Annotated in this window: 18 protein-coding genes and 1 tRNA gene; 8 read left to right on the top strand and 11 right to left on the bottom strand. The window is 63.2% G+C overall.

Annotation, left to right across the window (positions count from 1 at the left end):
• Positions 1 to 57 precede the first annotated feature (57 nt).
• From HOP03_04145 to HOP03_04135, 3 genes are all read right to left on the bottom strand, one after another.
• On the bottom strand, positions 58 to 459 hold the full coding sequence (locus tag HOP03_04145) for a phasin family protein (GenBank protein NOT87354.1): 402 nt from the start codon (positions 457 to 459) through the stop codon (positions 58 to 60).
• 173 nt (positions 460 to 632) lie between these two features.
• Positions 633 to 986, bottom strand: a complete 354-nt coding sequence (gene queD, locus HOP03_04140) for a 6-carboxytetrahydropterin synthase QueD (protein ID NOT87353.1) — start codon at positions 984 to 986, stop codon at positions 633 to 635.
• 62 nt (positions 987 to 1,048) lie between these two features.
• A tRNA-Met gene (locus HOP03_04135) sits at positions 1,049 to 1,125 on the bottom strand.
• A gap of 159 nt (positions 1,126 to 1,284) precedes the next feature.
• Here HOP03_04135 and HOP03_04130 point away from each other — a divergent pair.
• The 3 genes from HOP03_04130 (at position 1,285) to bfr (ending at position 2,677) form a co-directional block, all read left to right on the top strand.
• Positions 1,285 to 1,845 (top strand): RNA pyrophosphohydrolase, encoded by a 561-nt coding sequence (locus HOP03_04130; GenBank protein ID NOT87352.1) that lies wholly within the window; start codon positions 1,285 to 1,287, stop codon positions 1,843 to 1,845.
• A 96-nt stretch (positions 1,846 to 1,941) separates the two neighbouring features.
• Positions 1,942 to 2,142, top strand: a complete 201-nt coding sequence (locus HOP03_04125) for a bacterioferritin (GenBank protein ID NOT87351.1) — start codon at positions 1,942 to 1,944, stop codon at positions 2,140 to 2,142.
• A 64-nt stretch (positions 2,143 to 2,206) separates the two neighbouring features.
• Positions 2,207 to 2,677, top strand: a complete 471-nt coding sequence (gene bfr / locus HOP03_04120) for a bacterioferritin (protein ID NOT87350.1) — start codon at positions 2,207 to 2,209, stop codon at positions 2,675 to 2,677.
• 98 nt (positions 2,678 to 2,775) lie between these two features.
• On the opposite strand, the gene HOP03_04115 is transcribed toward bfr, so the two are convergent.
• From HOP03_04115 to HOP03_04100, 4 genes are all read right to left on the bottom strand, one after another.
• Positions 2,776 to 3,276 carry a CZB domain-containing protein gene (locus HOP03_04115; GenBank protein NOT87349.1) on the bottom strand — a complete coding sequence of 167 codons (501 nt, stop codon included), beginning with the start codon at positions 3,274 to 3,276 and terminating at the stop codon, positions 2,776 to 2,778.
• Positions 3,277 to 3,443: 167 nt separating this feature from the next.
• Positions 3,444 to 5,948, bottom strand: a complete 2,505-nt coding sequence (locus HOP03_04110; protein ID NOT87348.1) for a response regulator — start codon at positions 5,946 to 5,948, stop codon at positions 3,444 to 3,446.
• Between the two features lie 160 nt (positions 5,949 to 6,108).
• Positions 6,109 to 7,980 (bottom strand): EAL domain-containing protein, encoded by a 1,872-nt coding sequence (locus HOP03_04105; protein NOT87347.1) that lies wholly within the window; start codon positions 7,978 to 7,980, stop codon positions 6,109 to 6,111.
• Positions 7,981 to 8,094: 114 nt separating this feature from the next.
• A complete protein-coding gene (locus HOP03_04100) occupies positions 8,095 to 8,679 on the bottom strand; it encodes a DUF4126 domain-containing protein (protein ID NOT87346.1) in 585 nt (194 codons plus the stop codon).
• Positions 8,680 to 9,302: 623 nt separating this feature from the next.
• Between HOP03_04100 and HOP03_04095 the strand changes: the two genes are divergently transcribed.
• From HOP03_04095 to HOP03_04080, 4 genes are all read left to right on the top strand, one after another.
• Entirely contained in the window at positions 9,303 to 9,986 is a 684-nt protein-coding gene (locus HOP03_04095) for a hypothetical protein (protein ID NOT87345.1), read from the top strand.
• An 80-nt stretch (positions 9,987 to 10,066) separates the two neighbouring features.
• Entirely contained in the window at positions 10,067 to 10,444 is a 378-nt protein-coding gene (gene erpA / locus HOP03_04090; protein NOT87344.1) for an iron-sulfur cluster insertion protein ErpA, read from the top strand.
• A 7-nt stretch (positions 10,445 to 10,451) separates the two neighbouring features.
• Positions 10,452 to 11,399, top strand: a complete 948-nt coding sequence (nudC, locus tag HOP03_04085; GenBank protein ID NOT87343.1) for an NAD(+) diphosphatase — start codon at positions 10,452 to 10,454, stop codon at positions 11,397 to 11,399.
• Between the two features lie 9 nt (positions 11,400 to 11,408).
• Positions 11,409 to 12,341, top strand: a complete 933-nt coding sequence (locus tag HOP03_04080; protein NOT87342.1) for a hypothetical protein — start codon at positions 11,409 to 11,411, stop codon at positions 12,339 to 12,341.
• Positions 12,342 to 12,453: 112 nt separating this feature from the next.
• On the opposite strand, the gene metF is transcribed toward HOP03_04080, so the two are convergent.
• Positions 12,454 to 13,275: a methylenetetrahydrofolate reductase [NAD(P)H] gene (gene metF / locus HOP03_04075; protein ID NOT87341.1), complete on the bottom strand. Its 822-nt coding sequence runs from the start codon at positions 13,273 to 13,275 to the stop codon at positions 12,454 to 12,456.
• Between the two features lie 154 nt (positions 13,276 to 13,429).
• Here metF and HOP03_04070 point away from each other — a divergent pair, with 154 nt between their 5' ends.
• On the top strand, positions 13,430 to 13,987 hold the full coding sequence (locus tag HOP03_04070; protein NOT87340.1) for a DUF3228 family protein: 558 nt from the start codon (positions 13,430 to 13,432) through the stop codon (positions 13,985 to 13,987).
• 93 nt (positions 13,988 to 14,080) lie between these two features.
• Here the strand turns inward: HOP03_04070 and HOP03_04065 are convergent, their stop codons facing one another.
• The 3 genes from HOP03_04065 to HOP03_04055 are packed head-to-tail and all read right to left on the bottom strand — an operon-like array spanning position 14,081 to position 15,914.
• Positions 14,081 to 14,785, bottom strand: coding sequence for a hypothetical protein (locus tag HOP03_04065; GenBank protein ID NOT87339.1), 705 nt, complete (start codon positions 14,783 to 14,785; stop codon positions 14,081 to 14,083).
• Positions 14,782 to 15,723 carry a RimK-like protein gene (locus HOP03_04060; GenBank protein NOT87338.1) on the bottom strand — a complete coding sequence of 314 codons (942 nt, stop codon included), beginning with the start codon at positions 15,721 to 15,723 and terminating at the stop codon, positions 14,782 to 14,784. Before HOP03_04060 ends, HOP03_04065 begins: the two co-directional genes overlap by 4 nt.
• On the bottom strand, positions 15,720 to 15,914 hold the full coding sequence (locus HOP03_04055; GenBank protein ID NOT87337.1) for a hypothetical protein: 195 nt from the start codon (positions 15,912 to 15,914) through the stop codon (positions 15,720 to 15,722). Before HOP03_04055 ends, HOP03_04060 begins: the two co-directional genes overlap by 4 nt.
• Positions 15,915 to 15,939: the final 25 nt, after the last annotated feature.

The following is a 15,939-nucleotide window of genomic DNA, read 5'->3' as shown; positions in this document are numbered from 1 at the left end:
CGCTGCCGGGTCTGAAGAACGGTTGCAACGCGCGATTTCGCGGGCTGCAGCTCCGATTTATCGCGTGGTCTTGCGACCGGCGGCCTTGGTCACCTTCTCGACGTCGGCCTGAACATTGGCGGCGACGGTTTCGAACTGGCCTTTGGCGATCTGGGCAATGGCTTCGTTGGTCTTCACGGTGCGGCCGAAGACTTCCTGACCGGCGCCGATGCTGCGCTCGACGTTTTCACGGGCAACCTGCACACCCTTCGGCCAGACAGCCTTGAGGGCATCGAAGTCGCGCGCTTCAGCCAACTGGCCCCAGAAGGCGAACGTGGCGTTCATGTTCTCTTCGATGGTGGCGAGCTGCAGGCCGAACACGGCCTCGGTGTTTTCGAGGGCAAGACGACCGACCTGGGCCGATGTGTCGGCGAACTGGCGGGTCGATTTGGTGAACTGGTCGTTGAACTGCTGGTACATGGCGGGCTCCTGAGGCTTGGGAATGCCGGCAGGGAATGCCGGTGTTGTGCGGTGCAACATAACGCTCTTTTTGTTGCACTGCAACATGAACCGACGAACGGCAGTCCGCGCGTTCATACTTCTTCGGAAATCAGCAGCTTGCGGATACAAGACAGATCAGGTTTGCCGGAAGATCAACCGCGATACCGGCAGCCAGAGGTGCAGGTTTCGTGGACCACAACCTCGCTCAAGAGCGGCAATACCGGCTTCAGGCGTTCCCAGATCCATACCGCCAGTCGTTCGCTGGTCGGATTTTCGAGGCCTTCGATCTCGTTGAGGTAATGGTGATCGAGGCGATCGTACAGTGGCTTGAACCCGATCTTGATGTCGGCGAAATCCATCACCCAGCCGGTTTGCGGATCGATCTCGCCGCTGACGTGGAGTTCGATTCGGAATGAATGCCCGTGCAGGCGCGCGCATTTGTGCCCGGGCGGGACATTGGGTAGCCGATGCGCGGCTTCGAGAGTGAAGACTTTGAAAATGTCCATGGGCTGGCTCTGCGGATCGCGGAGCCGCGCTGAGCGCTGCTCGTGGGCCTGGACAGTGAAAATGGTGGCTATGGGTGGACTCGAACCACCGACCCCAGCATTATGAGTGCTGTGCTCTAACCGGCTGAGCTACATAGCCAAGACGCCGCCGCAGGTGCGGTGAGCCGGAAATTGTCCATGTCCGGGGCGCTCACGTCAATCCGACCCGTGTACTGCTGTTCGAGCTTGTCCTTGTCGGGCGCCCATGGCAGAGTCGGTGACAGCGGCCTTAAGGCCAAAGATTTCAGGAGTCCGCATCGTGATCGATCCGGACGGTTATCGACCGAATGTAGCGATTGTCCTGATGCGCCCGGATGGACGGGTGTTCTGGGCGCGTCGTGTCCGTCGTGATGGTTGGCAGTTCCCGCAGGGCGGGATGAACAGCGACGAGACGCCTACCGAGGCGATGTATCGCGAGTTGCGCGAGGAAACCGGGCTCCTGCCTGAACATGTCGATGTGCTTGGGAACACGCCGGGCTGGCTCCGGTATCGGTTGCCGCCACGCGCGGTACGCCGCCATGACCGGATGGTCTGCATCGGGCAGAAGCAGGTCTGGTTCCTGCTGCAGTTCACCGGCGAGGAGAGCGATCTGCAGCTTGATCTGACCGATTCACCGGAATTCGATCACTGGCGTTGGGTCGATTTCTGGTATCCGCTGGAGCACGTGGTCAACTTCAAGCGCATGGTCTACACCCATGCACTGCATCATCTGGCGCCGTATGCCAGGCAGGTGGCGGGTGTCCAGGCGGTTCCTTCAGCGGTCATCGAGCCCAGGCGCTGGTTGCGGCCACGCGGCCAGCAGCGTCCTGCGGCGCCTTGAAGCAGGCGGGGCGGGCTGGGCACTGCCGAGCCATCAATTGACAATCATTCTCATGCGTGGCCAAATGAGAGCGATTCCCAAACAGTGTGCTTTCCCATGTACGTATGCCTCTGCAACGGCGTTACCGAGCGCGACATCCGTCAGACCGCAATCGCAGGTTGCCGCAGCATGGTGGAGCTGACCATGCGTACCGGCTGCGGTGCGGGTTGCGGCAGTTGTGTCTGTATGGCGACTGCATTGCTGGAAGAGGTACACGCCACCGTGGCGACGGGCAGCGACATGGCGGACGCAGCCTGATGCCGTCGCGGCCTTGGTCGCAGTTCGCGCGTTACAGTGGCGCATCGCACACACGGAGCACGCCATGAAAGGCGATCCCAAGACCATCGAATTCCTGAACAAGGCGCTCTACAACGAGCTGACCGCGATCAACCAGTATTTTTTGCACGCCAAGATGCTGAAGAATTGGGGGCTGAAGGAACTCGCCGAGCACGAGTACCGCGAGTCGATCGACGAGATGAAGCACGCCGACACGTTGGCGGAGCGCATTCTTTTCCTCGATGGGCTGCCGAATTTCCAGGCGCTGGGCAAGCTGCGTATCGGCGAAACTCCGCGGGAACTGCTCGAATGCGATCTGGCGCTGGAGCTGGACGCCGTGCCGCTGCTGCGCGAAGCGATCTCGCATTGCGAGAAGATCGGCGACTACGTCAGTCGGCAGCTGTTCGCCGATATCCTCGATTCCGAAGAAGAGCATATCGATTGGATCGAAACCCAGTTGTCGCTCATCCAGCGGCTGGGCGAACAGAATTACCTGCAGGCCAAGCTGGCGAGCTGACTTGCCATATCGCGGATGCAAAAACGGCGGCCCAAGGCCGCCGTTTTTTTTTCATCCGTATCGCGTGGATTCCAGCAAATTCGCGTCGATACGCAACTTTATTCGCCGATACTGCTGTTCATCATTTTCAGGTCTTCGAGTCGAGTGACGATCCGATTGGAAGTCTTGGTGTACTCGCCGTCGAGAAGCCATTTCGCGGCATCGATCTTTCCGGATTGATGCAGTGCCACCACGCTGGAGGCCTGCTGATGGAATATCTTGTGCACAGCCCGCAGCTCGATGAACATCGGGTACTGTCCAAGCTGCTTCTGGCCATCCGAATAGATCCATTTGCCCAGATCGCAGCGGTCGTCGTGGCAAATGACTTCAGGCCGGAGATCCTCGCTCGAGTGACCTTCGAGATAATTGGTCAGCCGGTCCTTCCAGTTTCTGTGCGCGCCGATCGCGACGTCGAGGTCGAGTGCGGTCAATGCCTGATTGACATCCTCCCGCGCTTTTTCCTGTTCTTTCTTCGAGCCGAAGCTCTTGAGGAAATCGAATAGTCCCATTGCTCTTCTCGCCTGGATGTCCGTGGTCGTCTGACGGTAATGCTTCTCCAAGCAAGAATCGTGCCACCGAGTCGCGACTGGGGCGGGAAGGCCGCCCGGACAATGATCCGGGGCGAAGCATCGGATGGAGCTACATGCGAAGCCCGCGTGGGAGCTGGCCTGCTCCGAATGCCCCGGAGCCCCTCATGCCGCGAAGATCTGTCGCTCCGTGTCAGCCCCTAGGCATTTTGCGACATGTTCGCGCGCAACGCCTGGCGGGCGCGCGCGAATTCGTTCGCGATCAGCGCCACGGCGACCGCCGGACGCTCCAGGGTCTGGGTGCGGGTGGCCAATTCGAGTTTCCTGGCGGCATTCGACAGCGACATCGCGCCGAGATTGGCGCTGGACGATTTCAGCGTGTGCGAGGCGTTGCGCAGCATTTCATAGTCCGGACCGACCGCAGCGGCTTCAAGCGCAGCGATCAACCTCGGGGTGTCGTCGAGGAAGACTTCGATGAGCCGGTCGACCTCGGTCCCGAGGATGCTTCGTAGCTCTTCGAGCACTTCGGGGTCGATGATCGGCGGCAACGGGTCGGTTCGGCGTGCCGGCGCCGCAGGCGGCGGCGAATCGGGCTTTGCAGGAGGGTGGGAGGTCACGAAGGGATTTGCGGTGATGACGGGACGGTTGGCGGCGGCTTCCAGCGTGGCGTTGGGCGTCGCGGCCGGCGGAATCGGCGTAGCTGGGGCCACGACAGGCGTCGATGCGAGCGCTGCCGGCTCGTTGTCGGCAGAAGCCGGTGCGGCGGGTTCGGCATGCGCTTGTTGCGAGGAGATCTGGTGCCAATGGAACAGGCAGCGTTCCAGTTCGCCACGGGTGACGGGTTTGGCGAGATAGTCGTCCATCCCGGCGTCGAGGCATTTCTGGCGGTCGCCGGCCATGGCGTTGGCGGTCATCGCCACGATCGGCAGTCGGCGACCGCCGCTGGCGGCTTCGTGTTCCCGCCAGCGTCGGGTCGCGGTGTATCCGTCCATCACCGGCATCTGGCAATCCATGAGCACCATGTCGTAGCGCGAGGCGGACATCCGCAGCAGCGCGGCTTCGCCGTTGGTGGCGCTGTCGCAGTGGGTACCGAGCACGCTGAGCAGGCGCTGGCCGACCATCAGGTTGACCGGATTGTCTTCCACCAGCAGAACCCGCATTGGGCGTGTCGGTTCGGAAGCCAGGGGCGTGTCGGTCCCGCCCGTGCCGGTGCTGCCGCTGGACATTGCCGTCGTCGCGGTGTGGCTGCTGAAATCCTCCGCCATCGGTTCGCCGACGGGCTCGACCGTACCGAGCAGCGCGGCGCGGAGGTCCGCGTCGGGTGCCTGGCGCTGCAGCAGGGTGACGACCTGCTGCAATTCTTCGGGCACGGGTTCGTCGCTTTGCAGGCAGATCAGCCGTACCTGGCCGTAAATGGTCTGGCGTTCGAGATTGCGTTGCAGGGCCAAGGCCGTGCTGCGCACGCTGGCGAGGTCGGCGATGACCGTGGTGTAGGCCCAGGTCGGGCCCTGGCTCACGGCCGAGCGGATGCGTTCCAGTGCTTCCTGCGTGGTTTCGACGCTGGTGATGCGCAGGCCCCAGTTCGGCAGCAACATGCTCAGGCGCAGGCGCAGGCGCTGGTCGCTGGTCAGCAGCAAGACCCGGCCACTGGTGGATTCGGCCTGTCTGGCGGGAGTGATGTCGCCCTGCACCTTGAGCAGCGGAATCTCGAACCAGAACATCGCGCCTTGCCCGGCGTCGGATTCCACCCCGATGCGGCCACCCATCAGGTCGATGATGCGTTTGGAGATCGCCAGGCCCAGGCCGGTGCCGCCGTAGAGCCGGGTGGTGGAGGCATCGGCCTGACTGAAGGCCTGGAACAGCCGATCCTGTGCCGCTTGCGGAATACCGATGCCGGTGTCGCGCACTTCGAAGCGCAACTGGTGCTGTGCGCTGGTGTCGCCGATCTTGCGCACGTTAAGCGAAATGCTGCCGCGTTCGGTGAATTTCACCGCATTGCTGATCAGGTTGGACAGCACCTGGCGCAGCCGCACCGGATCGCCGCGCACCGGCAGCCGTACCGACGGATCGATCTGCAGGCTCAGGCGCAGGCCTTTGCTCTGCGCCGGGCGCTCCATCAACTGGATCACGGATTCCAGCGTCTCGCGCAGATTGAAGGTGGTCGATTCGAGCTGCAGTTTCGAGGCTTCGAGCTTCGAGTAATCGAGGATGTCGTCGACGATGCGCAGCATCTGCTGCGACGACAGGAAGGCGGTGTGCACCATCTCCGCCTGATCGGCCGGCAGCTTGTTGTGCATCAGCAGGTCGAGCATCGGCACGATGCCGTTGAGCGGCGTGCGGATTTCGTGACTCATGGTGGCCAGGAATTCGCCTTTGGCCATCACCGCCGATTCGGCGTCCTGTTTGGCCTGCCGCAGTTGCTGTTCCAACTGGTTGCGGCGCTGCAGCTCGCGCTGCAGCTCACTGCGTTCGGCGTCGCTGCGGGCGGCGATCTCGGCCGCTTCGCCCATGTGCTGCTCGTAATGGCGCGAGGCGTAAGCGAGGAAACCGACGATGGCGGCGGTGATCGCGGCCAGAGTCAGTGCAACGATCCGCCAAGGGCCCGATCCGATGGTGACATCGAGCACCAGCGCGAGGGTGGCGCCGATCGCGAAAGCCAGCGCCAGCCAGCGGAAGGTCAGCAGCGATGGCTTCGGATCGTTCAAATCGATATACCTGGGTTGGGAACGGTGCCCTGCATCCGGCCCGCTCTGGACCGCGATGCGCCTGGCCGGCCGTGGGCCGAATCCCGATCATGCCGCACCAAGCGCCAGCTTGACCAGCGTATGGACCTGTCGGCCGCCGCCGCGCGCCGCCGAAGATCCGTCAGAGCAGCGAATGCTGGAAGTCGAAATCCATCGCGTCGGCCGCGCGCTGGACCAGATCGCCCTGGATGAAATCGATTCCGCTCAGCCACAGGGTCGCTGCAGTCTGCGGATCTTCGACGTGCTGGCCGATGACCTGCAAACCGAGCAGATGCGCACGCTCGATCGCCAGCCGCATCTCGTCCTGGATCGCCTGCTGGTCGATCTTGTTGGTGTAGTGCGGCGACAGGCGGACATAGCTCAGCGGCAGCTGGGACAACAGGGCGTCGGCCTCGGCATTGGTCTGGTATTGACCCAGGCACAGACGGACGCCGGCGCTGACCATCCGCTGGCAGAACTCGCGCAGCAGCACCGAATGCACCAGCGCGTCGGCCAGCCGCACATCGACCACCAGCTGCTTGCCCTCGATCCCGAGATCGGCAAGCGAGGTCAGCAGCCACTGCGCATAGCCGTCCTGGCCCAGGCTGCGTGCCGCCTGCGGTACGAACAGCCGTGCCGACTTGGTCCCGCGCTGCTCGCCGAGGATCGCGATGGCCCGGGTCATGACCCGGCGGTCGATTTCGTGCACCAGTCCGGCGCGTTCGGCCAGCGGCACGATTTCCGCGGCGGTATGCAGCTGTCCACTGCCGTCGCGCAGCCGGACCAGCGTCTGGTATTGGACATGATCGCCGCCGACCACCGAGACGATCGGCTGGAACGCCAGTTCGAGGCGCTCGTTCTTCAATGCATCCTGCAGTTGGGCGAGCAACTTCGCGGCGTGTTCCGAGACCGCGTCGGATTGCGGCCGGTAGGCGGCGATCGCGTTCGGCTCGTTGCGCGCAAGCCGCAGGGCTTCCTCGGCGGCGCCGAGCGCGGTGCCGGCATCCTTGAAGCCGAGCGCCAGATCGACATAGCCGACACAGGCGCGCAGCCGGATATTGTCCCCGTTGATCGCGAGATTCTGGCCGATGAAAACATCGCGCAATTGCCGCGCCCAGATCGCATGGCGATCGGGCGGCAAGCCCGGCCAATACACCACGAAGGTGTTGTCGTTGAGCCGCGACGCCGGGTGTTCGCCTGCGACCCCGGCGATGAGCCGCCCGGCGTCGGTGAGGATCGCGTCGAGCGAGGCGTAACCGTAATGCTCGCGCAGCGCCGATGTGCCTTCGATCACCACGAAATGCAGGGCGCCCATGCTTTGCTGCGGGAACGCCAGCGCCAACTGCTGCAGCATGTAGGTGCGCGTCAGCAGGCCGGTGGCCGGGTGTCGGCGGACTTCCTGTTCGCGCTGCAGCTTGAGCGCGCGGGCGCGGCGCACGCGGTTCTCCACGGCAGCGATCAGGTGTCGCGGACGAACCGGTTTGCTGAGGTAATCGTCGGCGCCGCTGTCGAGCACTTCGAGATGGCTTTCGGGGTCGGTGTCGCCGGTCAGGAACACCACCGGCATGTGCGCGTACGCGGCGTGGCTGCGGATCAGCGCGGTCAGTTCGATGCCGCTCATACCGGGCATGTGCAGATCCATCAGCACCAGATCGGGATGGAAGCGATCGAGCGTGGCCATGGTTTCGCTGGCCAGTTGGACGACTTCCGCGTCCATGCCGGAACCTTTGAGCACGCCCTGCGCGAACATCGCCTGGCTGCGGTCGTCCTCGACGATGAGGATGCGGTAAGCGGGTTCCCCCTGTTCGGCCGGCACCACTTGCGGTGTGGCTTCGATCTCCGCGGTTTCCGCCGCCATCGGATCGACGAGCAGTTGCATGGCCGGCTGCGGTGCGTCCTCGCACCAGCGGCGCCAGTAACCGGCAGGCGGCGATTCGGCGCGCACCTGCGCGCCGGGGCCGCCGGTCCGGCCGCCGGATGCGGCGGAACTACGCTCGTGAGGAACAAAAGACATCGAAGCTCCCTGCTTGAACACCCATTATGCGTGTTCACTCCTTGTTGGGAAGCCCGGTTGGGAAGCCCGCGATGCACCGGCGTCGCCGGAGCGGTCGGCGATGCCGCCGAACCGTCATCCGGTCGAGAGGATCCGCGAGACCCCGCGATACAGCTTGCGCCACAGCCACCAGACGACGAGGGCGATGGTCAGGCCGGTGCCGACCGCGACCGTGAGTGCGATCCACGGGTGCGACCACACCAGCGCCAGTCCGCCGATCACCGCAGTGTCCTCTGCGATCGAAGCGGTCCAGTTGCTGATCGGCTCCGGCGAGGTGTTGAGCAACGCGCGGGTGCCGGACTTCAGCACGTGGCTGGTCAGCGCCGCGCCGGCGCCGGCGGCCATCATCCCGGCGCCGAGGTCGCCATCCGGCGACATCGCCGCAGCGGCGAGGAACGCGCCGGCCGGTACCCGCAGGAGGGTCTGCAGCAGGTCCCAGCCCGAATCCACGCCCGGAATCTTGTCGGCGAAGAATTCCGCCAGCGCCAGCGCGCCGGAAACGCCCAGGACCCACGGCGAGGTGGTGGCTTCCAGGGCGGGCGGGAGATCCAGCCAGCCGAAAAAGCCGGCGATACCCACGCCGAACACCGTGAGATAGGCACGGACACCCGCCAGCCAGGCCAGCATGATGCCGATGGCGAACACGTGAGCTTCGGAAATGACCATCTGTTTTCCCCAACAGCGCGCCCGATGGCATGACCTACGGAGCGCGAGCCACGGCCAAGCGGGCCGCACGGGGGGACAGTATCAGAAGCCTTGCTTGACGAAGCCTTAAGGTCGTCGCGTTAGGATGGCGACCCATGAACGACACGCCCGACGACACCCTGCCCAAACGCCGACGCAGCGCCCCCCGCAAGGCTGCGAAGACGCTGGTCGTGGTCAACGAGCCGGCGGTCCAGGCCATCCTCGATCAGGCGCTGCACCCGGAACCATTGCCGGAATCGATGCCGGAGGCGGCGACGGACGCGGCAGCGACGACCGCGTTGCCGAACCCGGCGACCCGGCGTCGCCCGCCGCGCCAGCGCGCGAAAAAGCCGAAACCGCCGCTCGAGGCTGGGATCGTGATCGCGGAAGCGACACCGGAGCCAGAAGCAGCCCAGGAACCACCGCCCGCCGAGGCGGACGTCGAAATCGTCGCCGTCGTCGAAACGTCCGTCGAACCGACGTCCGGGGACGCTGCGGAGATCGGAGCGGTGGCATCGGACGACACCGGACACGACGCCCCGGTCTTCGTCGACCTGCCGCCCGCCGACCATGCGCCGCCCAGCGACGGCCATCCGCCGGTGTCGGATGCCGAACCGGAGCCCAGCCATCATCACTGGGTCTACCTCGGCCTCGGGGTGTTCCTGCTCGCGCTGGGCTTCGGCCTGTGGGGCGTGTGGGCGACCTGGTTCGCTGGCGGCGACCCCTCGACCCAAAGCGCGACCGCGCTGCGCGCGAGCAGTGACAAGCTGAGTCAGGAAGTGTCGACTTTGCGTCGTTCCGACCAGATCAGCCGCGAGGCGAACCGGGACCTGGAGCGGGCGCTTGCCGAGCGCGACGAGGAGATCGCCGGTCTGCGCGCCGATATCGCCTTCTACGAGCGCTTCGTCGGCGCCACCGGCCAGCGTCGCGGCCTCAGCGTCCATGATCTCGAGATGCAGCTGCAGAGCGGCGACGCCTGGCATTTCGTCGCCACGCTCACCCAGAACCTCAACCGCGGCGCGGTCAACACCGGGCGGGTGACGCTGTCGATCGAAGGGACCCGCAACGACCGCCTCGAAAAACTGTCGTGGTCGAGCCTGCGCAAGCAGGCCAACGCGCCCGGGGCGGGCTATTCCTTCAAGTATTTCCAGCAGGTGGAAGGCGAAGTCATGCTGCCGAAAGACTTCAAGCCGCTGCGGGTGACCGTGCGGCTGGTGCCGGCAGGCGGCAGCGCGGTGGAACAATCCTTCCCATGGCCGGAAACCGTGCGTGGCGGCGGCTGAAGCGCGGGTTGCCGGTATCTGCGGGCATCCGCTCGCGTCTGCTCCTTGAACCCCGGGTCGCATCCCCCCATCCTGTCGCCATGGACATCCACACCACCGCATCTGCCTCGCCTGCGGGCGATTCCCCGGCGCACCTGCTCGACTTCACGCCTGCCGCCGCCGCCAAAGTGCGCGAACTGATCCGCGAAGAAGGCAACCCCGCGCTCAAGCTGCGGGTCTACATCCAAGGCGGCGGTTGCTCCGGATTCCAGTACGGATTCGAATTCGACGAACAGCGGAACGAGGACGACTTCGCGGTCGCCACCGACGAAGTCACCCTGCTGGTCGATCCGCTGAGCCTGCAGTATCTGGTCGGTGCCCAGGTCGATTACACCGAGAGCCTGCACGGCGCGCAGTTCGTGATCCGCAACCCGAATGCGAAGACCACCTGCGGCTGCGGCAGCAGCTTCAGCGCCTGATCGGACGATGTCGGGCGATCAACCACCGCCGCCACGTTTCGCGTTCGTCGAGGGCGCGCTCGATCGCGCCGACGCGCTGCGCGACAACACGGATGCGCTGCATGCCTACTGGCCGAACGCGCGGGTACTGCAGGTCGACGGCGATGGCAGAACCCGCGTCGACGCACAGGGTCGTCTCTCCACGCCACGCGGCAGCGAGGTCGCGGAGGAGCACGGCGATGCGATCTTCCTCGGCATGCGCGGCGATGAGGCGTGGTTCGCACAGGCCGAAGCCGGTGTCGATGCCATGTCCGCCGCGCCCGCGTCCTTCGAGTCGAAAAGCGCGGCCGGCGATCGTGTCGATCTGCGCGCCGCTGCGGCGAAATGGTCGCCGTTCGAAGCGACCGTCTTCGCCCAGGCGCGCGCGGTGCTGCACTGGCAGCAGCGCCACCGGTTCTGCGGCGCCTGCGGTGGCGCGCTCGCGTTCCAGCGCGGCGGTTGGCAGGGCCGATGCGCGCAGTGCGGGCTCGAACACTATCCGCGCACCGATCCCGCGGTGATCGTCGCCGTCACCGACGGCGAACGTCTTCTGCTCGGCCGTCAGGCGAGCTGGCCTGCGCGCCGTTATTCCACGCTCGCCGGATTCGTCGAGCCCGGCGAAACGCTCGAACAGACCGTCGCGCGCGAAGTGATGGAGGAATCCGCCGTACGCGTGCGCAGCAGCCGTTACCTCGCTTCGCAGCCGTGGCCGTTTCCGTCGTCGCTGATGCTCGGTTTCATCGCCGACGCCGAGCCCGATCCGCCGCAGGCCAATGAAGAGCTCGAAGATGCGCGCTGGTTCACGCACGACGAAGTCGGTGCGGCGCTGCGCGGCGAAACCCTCGAATCCGGGCTGCTGCTGTCGCCCTCCATTTCGATCTCGCGCTGGCTGATCGAATGCTGGCATGCCCGCATCGACACCGGCCGCGTGGATTAGACTGCGGCCATGTCAGCGACCCTGATCGCCGTGATCTTCGCGCTCGCGCTCGGCCATCTGGCGCCGGCCCTGGCGACGGCCGTGCGCCGATACGACTGGTTCGGCGTGTGGCTGCGTTGGCTGAATGCGCGCAGCGGCGATCATGCGGGTGATGTCGATGAAGACGCGGGATTCCGGCGTGGCCGTTACGGCATCGCGCTGGCGTTGCTGCCGCCGGTGCTCCTGGTCGGCCTGTTCCAGTTCGCGCTGCACTCGCCGTTGGCTGGCGTGGTCGGCCTGTTGTTCGGCGTTGCGGTGCTGTTCCACGTCTGGGGCCCGCGCGATCTGGATGCGGATGTCACCGCAGTGGCTGATGCGGAGGATGCGGTCGCGCGCCGCGCTGCGGCGATCCGGTTGGGGGCCCATCTTGATGGCGGCCTCGGCGAAGCCGCCGCGATGGTCGAGGGCGTATTCGCCAGCGCATTGCGTCGCTGGTTCGGCGTGCTGTTCTGGTTTCTGCTCCTCGGTGCGGTCGGCGCGATGTTGTACCGTCTTGCCGCGCTCGCCGCCGAAGGCGAATTCGCCGATGCGCTGCCTGCGCCCACCCGTGAAGGCGCGCGCCGCTTCTTCGCACTGCTGAATTGGCCGGTCGCGCAGGCGATGACGCTCTCGCTCGCGCTGGTCGGCAATTTCGATACCGTCCTGGGCGTCTGGCGCGACGCCAACGGCGCCTCGCTGCGATTGGATCACGCCCATCTCGGCGCCGCCGCCCGCGCCAGCGTGCGTTGCGAGATCGCCGAGGAAACCCGGGAATTCATCGAAGAAGGCGCCAGCCCCGGCAATGCCTGGGTGCAACTCGGCGATGCTCCGGAGCTGCGCGACGCGATGAGCCTGGTGTGGCGCATCCTGCTGCTGTGGCTCGCGATCCTGGCGCTGTTCGTCGTAGCGGGCTGGGTAAGCTGAGGCCGTTCGCACGGCATGGGGTCGCTGTTTGTAGCAGCGACGGAAGTCGCGACGAACCGCCAGTGATTTTTCCGCGGCCTGTCGCGACTCCCGTCGCTCCTGCAAAGAAGCGTCACATCCTCGCCAACACCGCCTGCGTCGGCTTCGCCAGATTCAACGTGTAGAAATGCAGCGACGGTGCGCCGCCGTCGATCAGGCGTTTGCACATCGTCGCCACCAGATCCGCCGCGAATTCTCGGACACCGTCGGCGTCGTCGCCCAGCGCCTGCATGCGTTTGCCCATCCAGCGCGGAATCTCGGCGCCGCAGCTCTCGGAGAAACGCTTGAGCTGGGTGAAGTTGGAGATCGGCATGACGCCGGGCACGACCGGCACCGTCACGCCCAGCTTGCGCACGTCGTCGACGAAGCGGAAATACGCATCGGGATTGTAGAAATACTGGGTGATGGCGCCGTTGGCGCCGGCATCGATCTTGGTCTTGAAATGACGCAGGTCGGCCAGTGCATCCTCGGCCTGCGGATGCGTTTCCGGATACGCGCCGACTTCGATATGGAAGTGGTCGCCGTGCTCGTCGCGAATGAACGTGATGAGGTCCGAGGCGTAGCGCAGGTCGCCGTGATGGCCCATGCCCGACGGCAGGTCGCCGCGCAACGCGACGATGCGCTTGCAGCCGAGTGCGCGATACAGCCGCAGCAGTTCGCGGATCTCCTCGCGACTGCCACCCATGCACGAGACGTGCGGCGCGGCGTCGAAACCGTGCTCCTGCTTGAGGTGGCGCACGGTTTCGGAGGTATAGCTGAGGGTCGAGCCGCCGGCGCCGAACGTGCAGGAGACGTAGTCGGGCGCATACGACTTCAGCTTCTGCGCGGTGCGGTCCAGCAGCGCGCGCTGCTCGTCGGTCTTGGGCGGGTAGAACTCGAAGGAAATGGCGGTCATGACGGCGTCCAGTCGTGTCGTCGGCATAATATCTCTTTATCGCGATGAATGTGCATCAATGTGCCGGCGGCGCCGAAACTTGTCGGCCCTGGTCATGGGGTCGAGGCGCGGCGGCGTTACTCTGAAGCCCGCTTCCGTTTCCCGACCCCCCGCGATGTCCATCGTTCTGACCGAATTCGCCCGCCCGCGCCTGTTCCCCCGCGAACCCCGCCGCAACACCCTCCAGGACTGCACGCCCGAAGCGTTCGAGCATCGCCTCAATGCGGAAACGCCGCTGGCGGTGCTCGATGGCTACGCGCTGTTCTGCAAGCTGCACGTGCATCGCAACTGGACGACGACGCGCTGCATGACGATTCCGATCGACGACAACAATCGGAATCGACTGCGCACGGCCTACGAAGCGCGCACGAAGGACGAACTGCCGGTGCTGGTGCGCTGGTTCGAAGGCGTGGAGCCGCCGGTCGCGGAATATCTGATTCCGATTCTCTACAGCCGCGAACAGATGGCCAAGGAAGGCACGCCCATCGACGCCGACTGGGGCGTGGTCGGTTGCCTGTACACGATGATGCCCGAGGAAACCCCGATGACGCCGATCACGATGATGCGCAATGCGCTGGGCGTGGAGGAGGGTGGTTCGGGGGTGCCGCTGGATCGTGAGGCTTATTTGCGGAGTGTGGGGTTTTGGGAGGCGAATGCCGGTTGGCGGCCGTGAGGCGAAATGCGTACGCTGGGTCCATGACCCAGCGTACGGACTGAGGTCCGACATCAGTTCAAATAAATCTTGGCATTGAGGTTAAGAATTTTATTAGGCTTGGCTTTCTATTATTGCTTGCTGCTGAATGCTCGGCGGCTCGGCAGTTCCGATAACAGGCATGACTATGTCGACGTCAAAATTCGGCACGACGGGCTTTCCTGCTTCGCGCGGTGCGAATATCGCCAAAAGGGTCGCAAAGACGAACGAAAGTATGCCATTCCTAATTGCCGCATTGGCGCCAGCAGCTTCGTTTGCACGCCGCGCATTTGATACCTCAAACCCAGAAAGCGCATCGACGCAAGCTCTTATTGAGGCTTCGCCTCCATCTTGCATCATGACAGCAAAGTCAGGGCCAATTCCCCCGCGTGGTTTTGGACGCAGACCTGCGAAACCCATGATGATTCCACTGAAGAGCGAAAGAATTGAAAATAGTACACAAATAAGAACGACTGTCTTCATCGGGGAATTTGCGAGTCCATCCAGCAATGGCCGGGAAGCTGAACCGCCTACAGCTGCAGCTATTGAAAGTGCTGCTGTCGTCTTGGTCAACTTATCATCCAGCGATTTTGCACGATCCCACTCATCCGAGATGGCTTTGAGTAAAACCTCAGGTGATAGTTTTTGCCAGCGCGCCACGCGTTCTTGCGTCGGCTTTTGAACCCGACGATTTGTTAGTACGACGGCGAGCGGAGGCGTGAGATGGAATAAAAATTCATCTAACGGCGCTCCTAATATGTATTTGATCTTCTTTATCATGTGAGCACAGAAGCTATAGCGCTCGCAATTGGTCGTGTACGGCTTTCAAGCCAGCCCCATTCGCCCGTAGGATTGATTTCGATGAACCAATAGCGATGGCCACTGAGTGCAAGATCAATTCCTGCCATAACAAGGCCCATTCGTCGCATTAGTGCAAAACAATATTCTGCCACTTCATCAGGCAATTCAAAATCCTCGTAGGTAAGCTCGTCCTTCTTGTTGAGTCGCCAATCGCCTTCAATACCATTCTCTTTGTAACGGATCGCCACACACCAGAACCTTTCACCAACGACTGTAACCCTCAAATCAAGCTTGTCGCGAAGAACAGCTTGAAGCGTTGAGGGTATTTTTTGAAATTCAGACCTCGCGCAAGCGGACCAGGGCACAATCTGCGTGAAAGCAAAGGTTTGTGTATCGCCCTCTCTAAGAAGTACCGTATCGAGAGACTTCAACGCCACTATGTCACCGATTTTCTCGAGCACTGGGGCAGCGGAATCGTTTGAGATTAGCGTCTCAGGAACATCAAAGCCAATCGCACTTGCAATGCGGAGCTGCCAAGCCTTATTTTCGGCACGAAAAGTGGCAGAAGGATCATTCGCCCAGAGTGCATTGTCAAATACGCTGAGCGCACGCATGAATGCCATCCATTGAGATCTAGACAGCTGCTCCGCCGGTAAGAGAGCCCGCCCCTCTGAGTTGCGAAGGTAAGTGGGCTGACGATACCAAACGCTTTTCAAGGTTTCATCTACGACCCAAGTTTGCTCTTCAAATTCTACCTTGAGTCGCGGTGCAACAGGATCAAGGCAAAGGCGAAGATCTGTCAGCTGGTCTCGATTCAGTCGAAGGTATGTTATACCTTTTTGAGCAAGTGCCAAGCAGACCTTATCACTTGAAAAATCATGGAGATCCGCGAGTATGAGAACAGTGGGCCTCATCATTGACCCTTCTGATCCTCTCCTGTTTCCAAATCCATTTTCTTCGTCTGCTGCTCAAAAGCAGGGTCCAGCGCCAAAATCGCGCCATGCTCACTTTTCCAGATCCCAGCGGCAAAGTCATATTGACAACCAATCGGCATCGGCGTCGAGTCGCGCGCTGGCGAGCTCACAGCAAGCATCTCAAGAATATGCATTAATTTCTCCCATACTTGTTAGTGC

Origin of the sequence: Lysobacter sp. (genome assembly GCA_013141175.1) — a bacterium.
In the GTDB taxonomy this organism is placed as follows: domain Bacteria; phylum Pseudomonadota; class Gammaproteobacteria; order Xanthomonadales; family Xanthomonadaceae; genus Lysobacter_I.
This window is presented reverse-complemented; position numbering and strand designations above follow the sequence as displayed.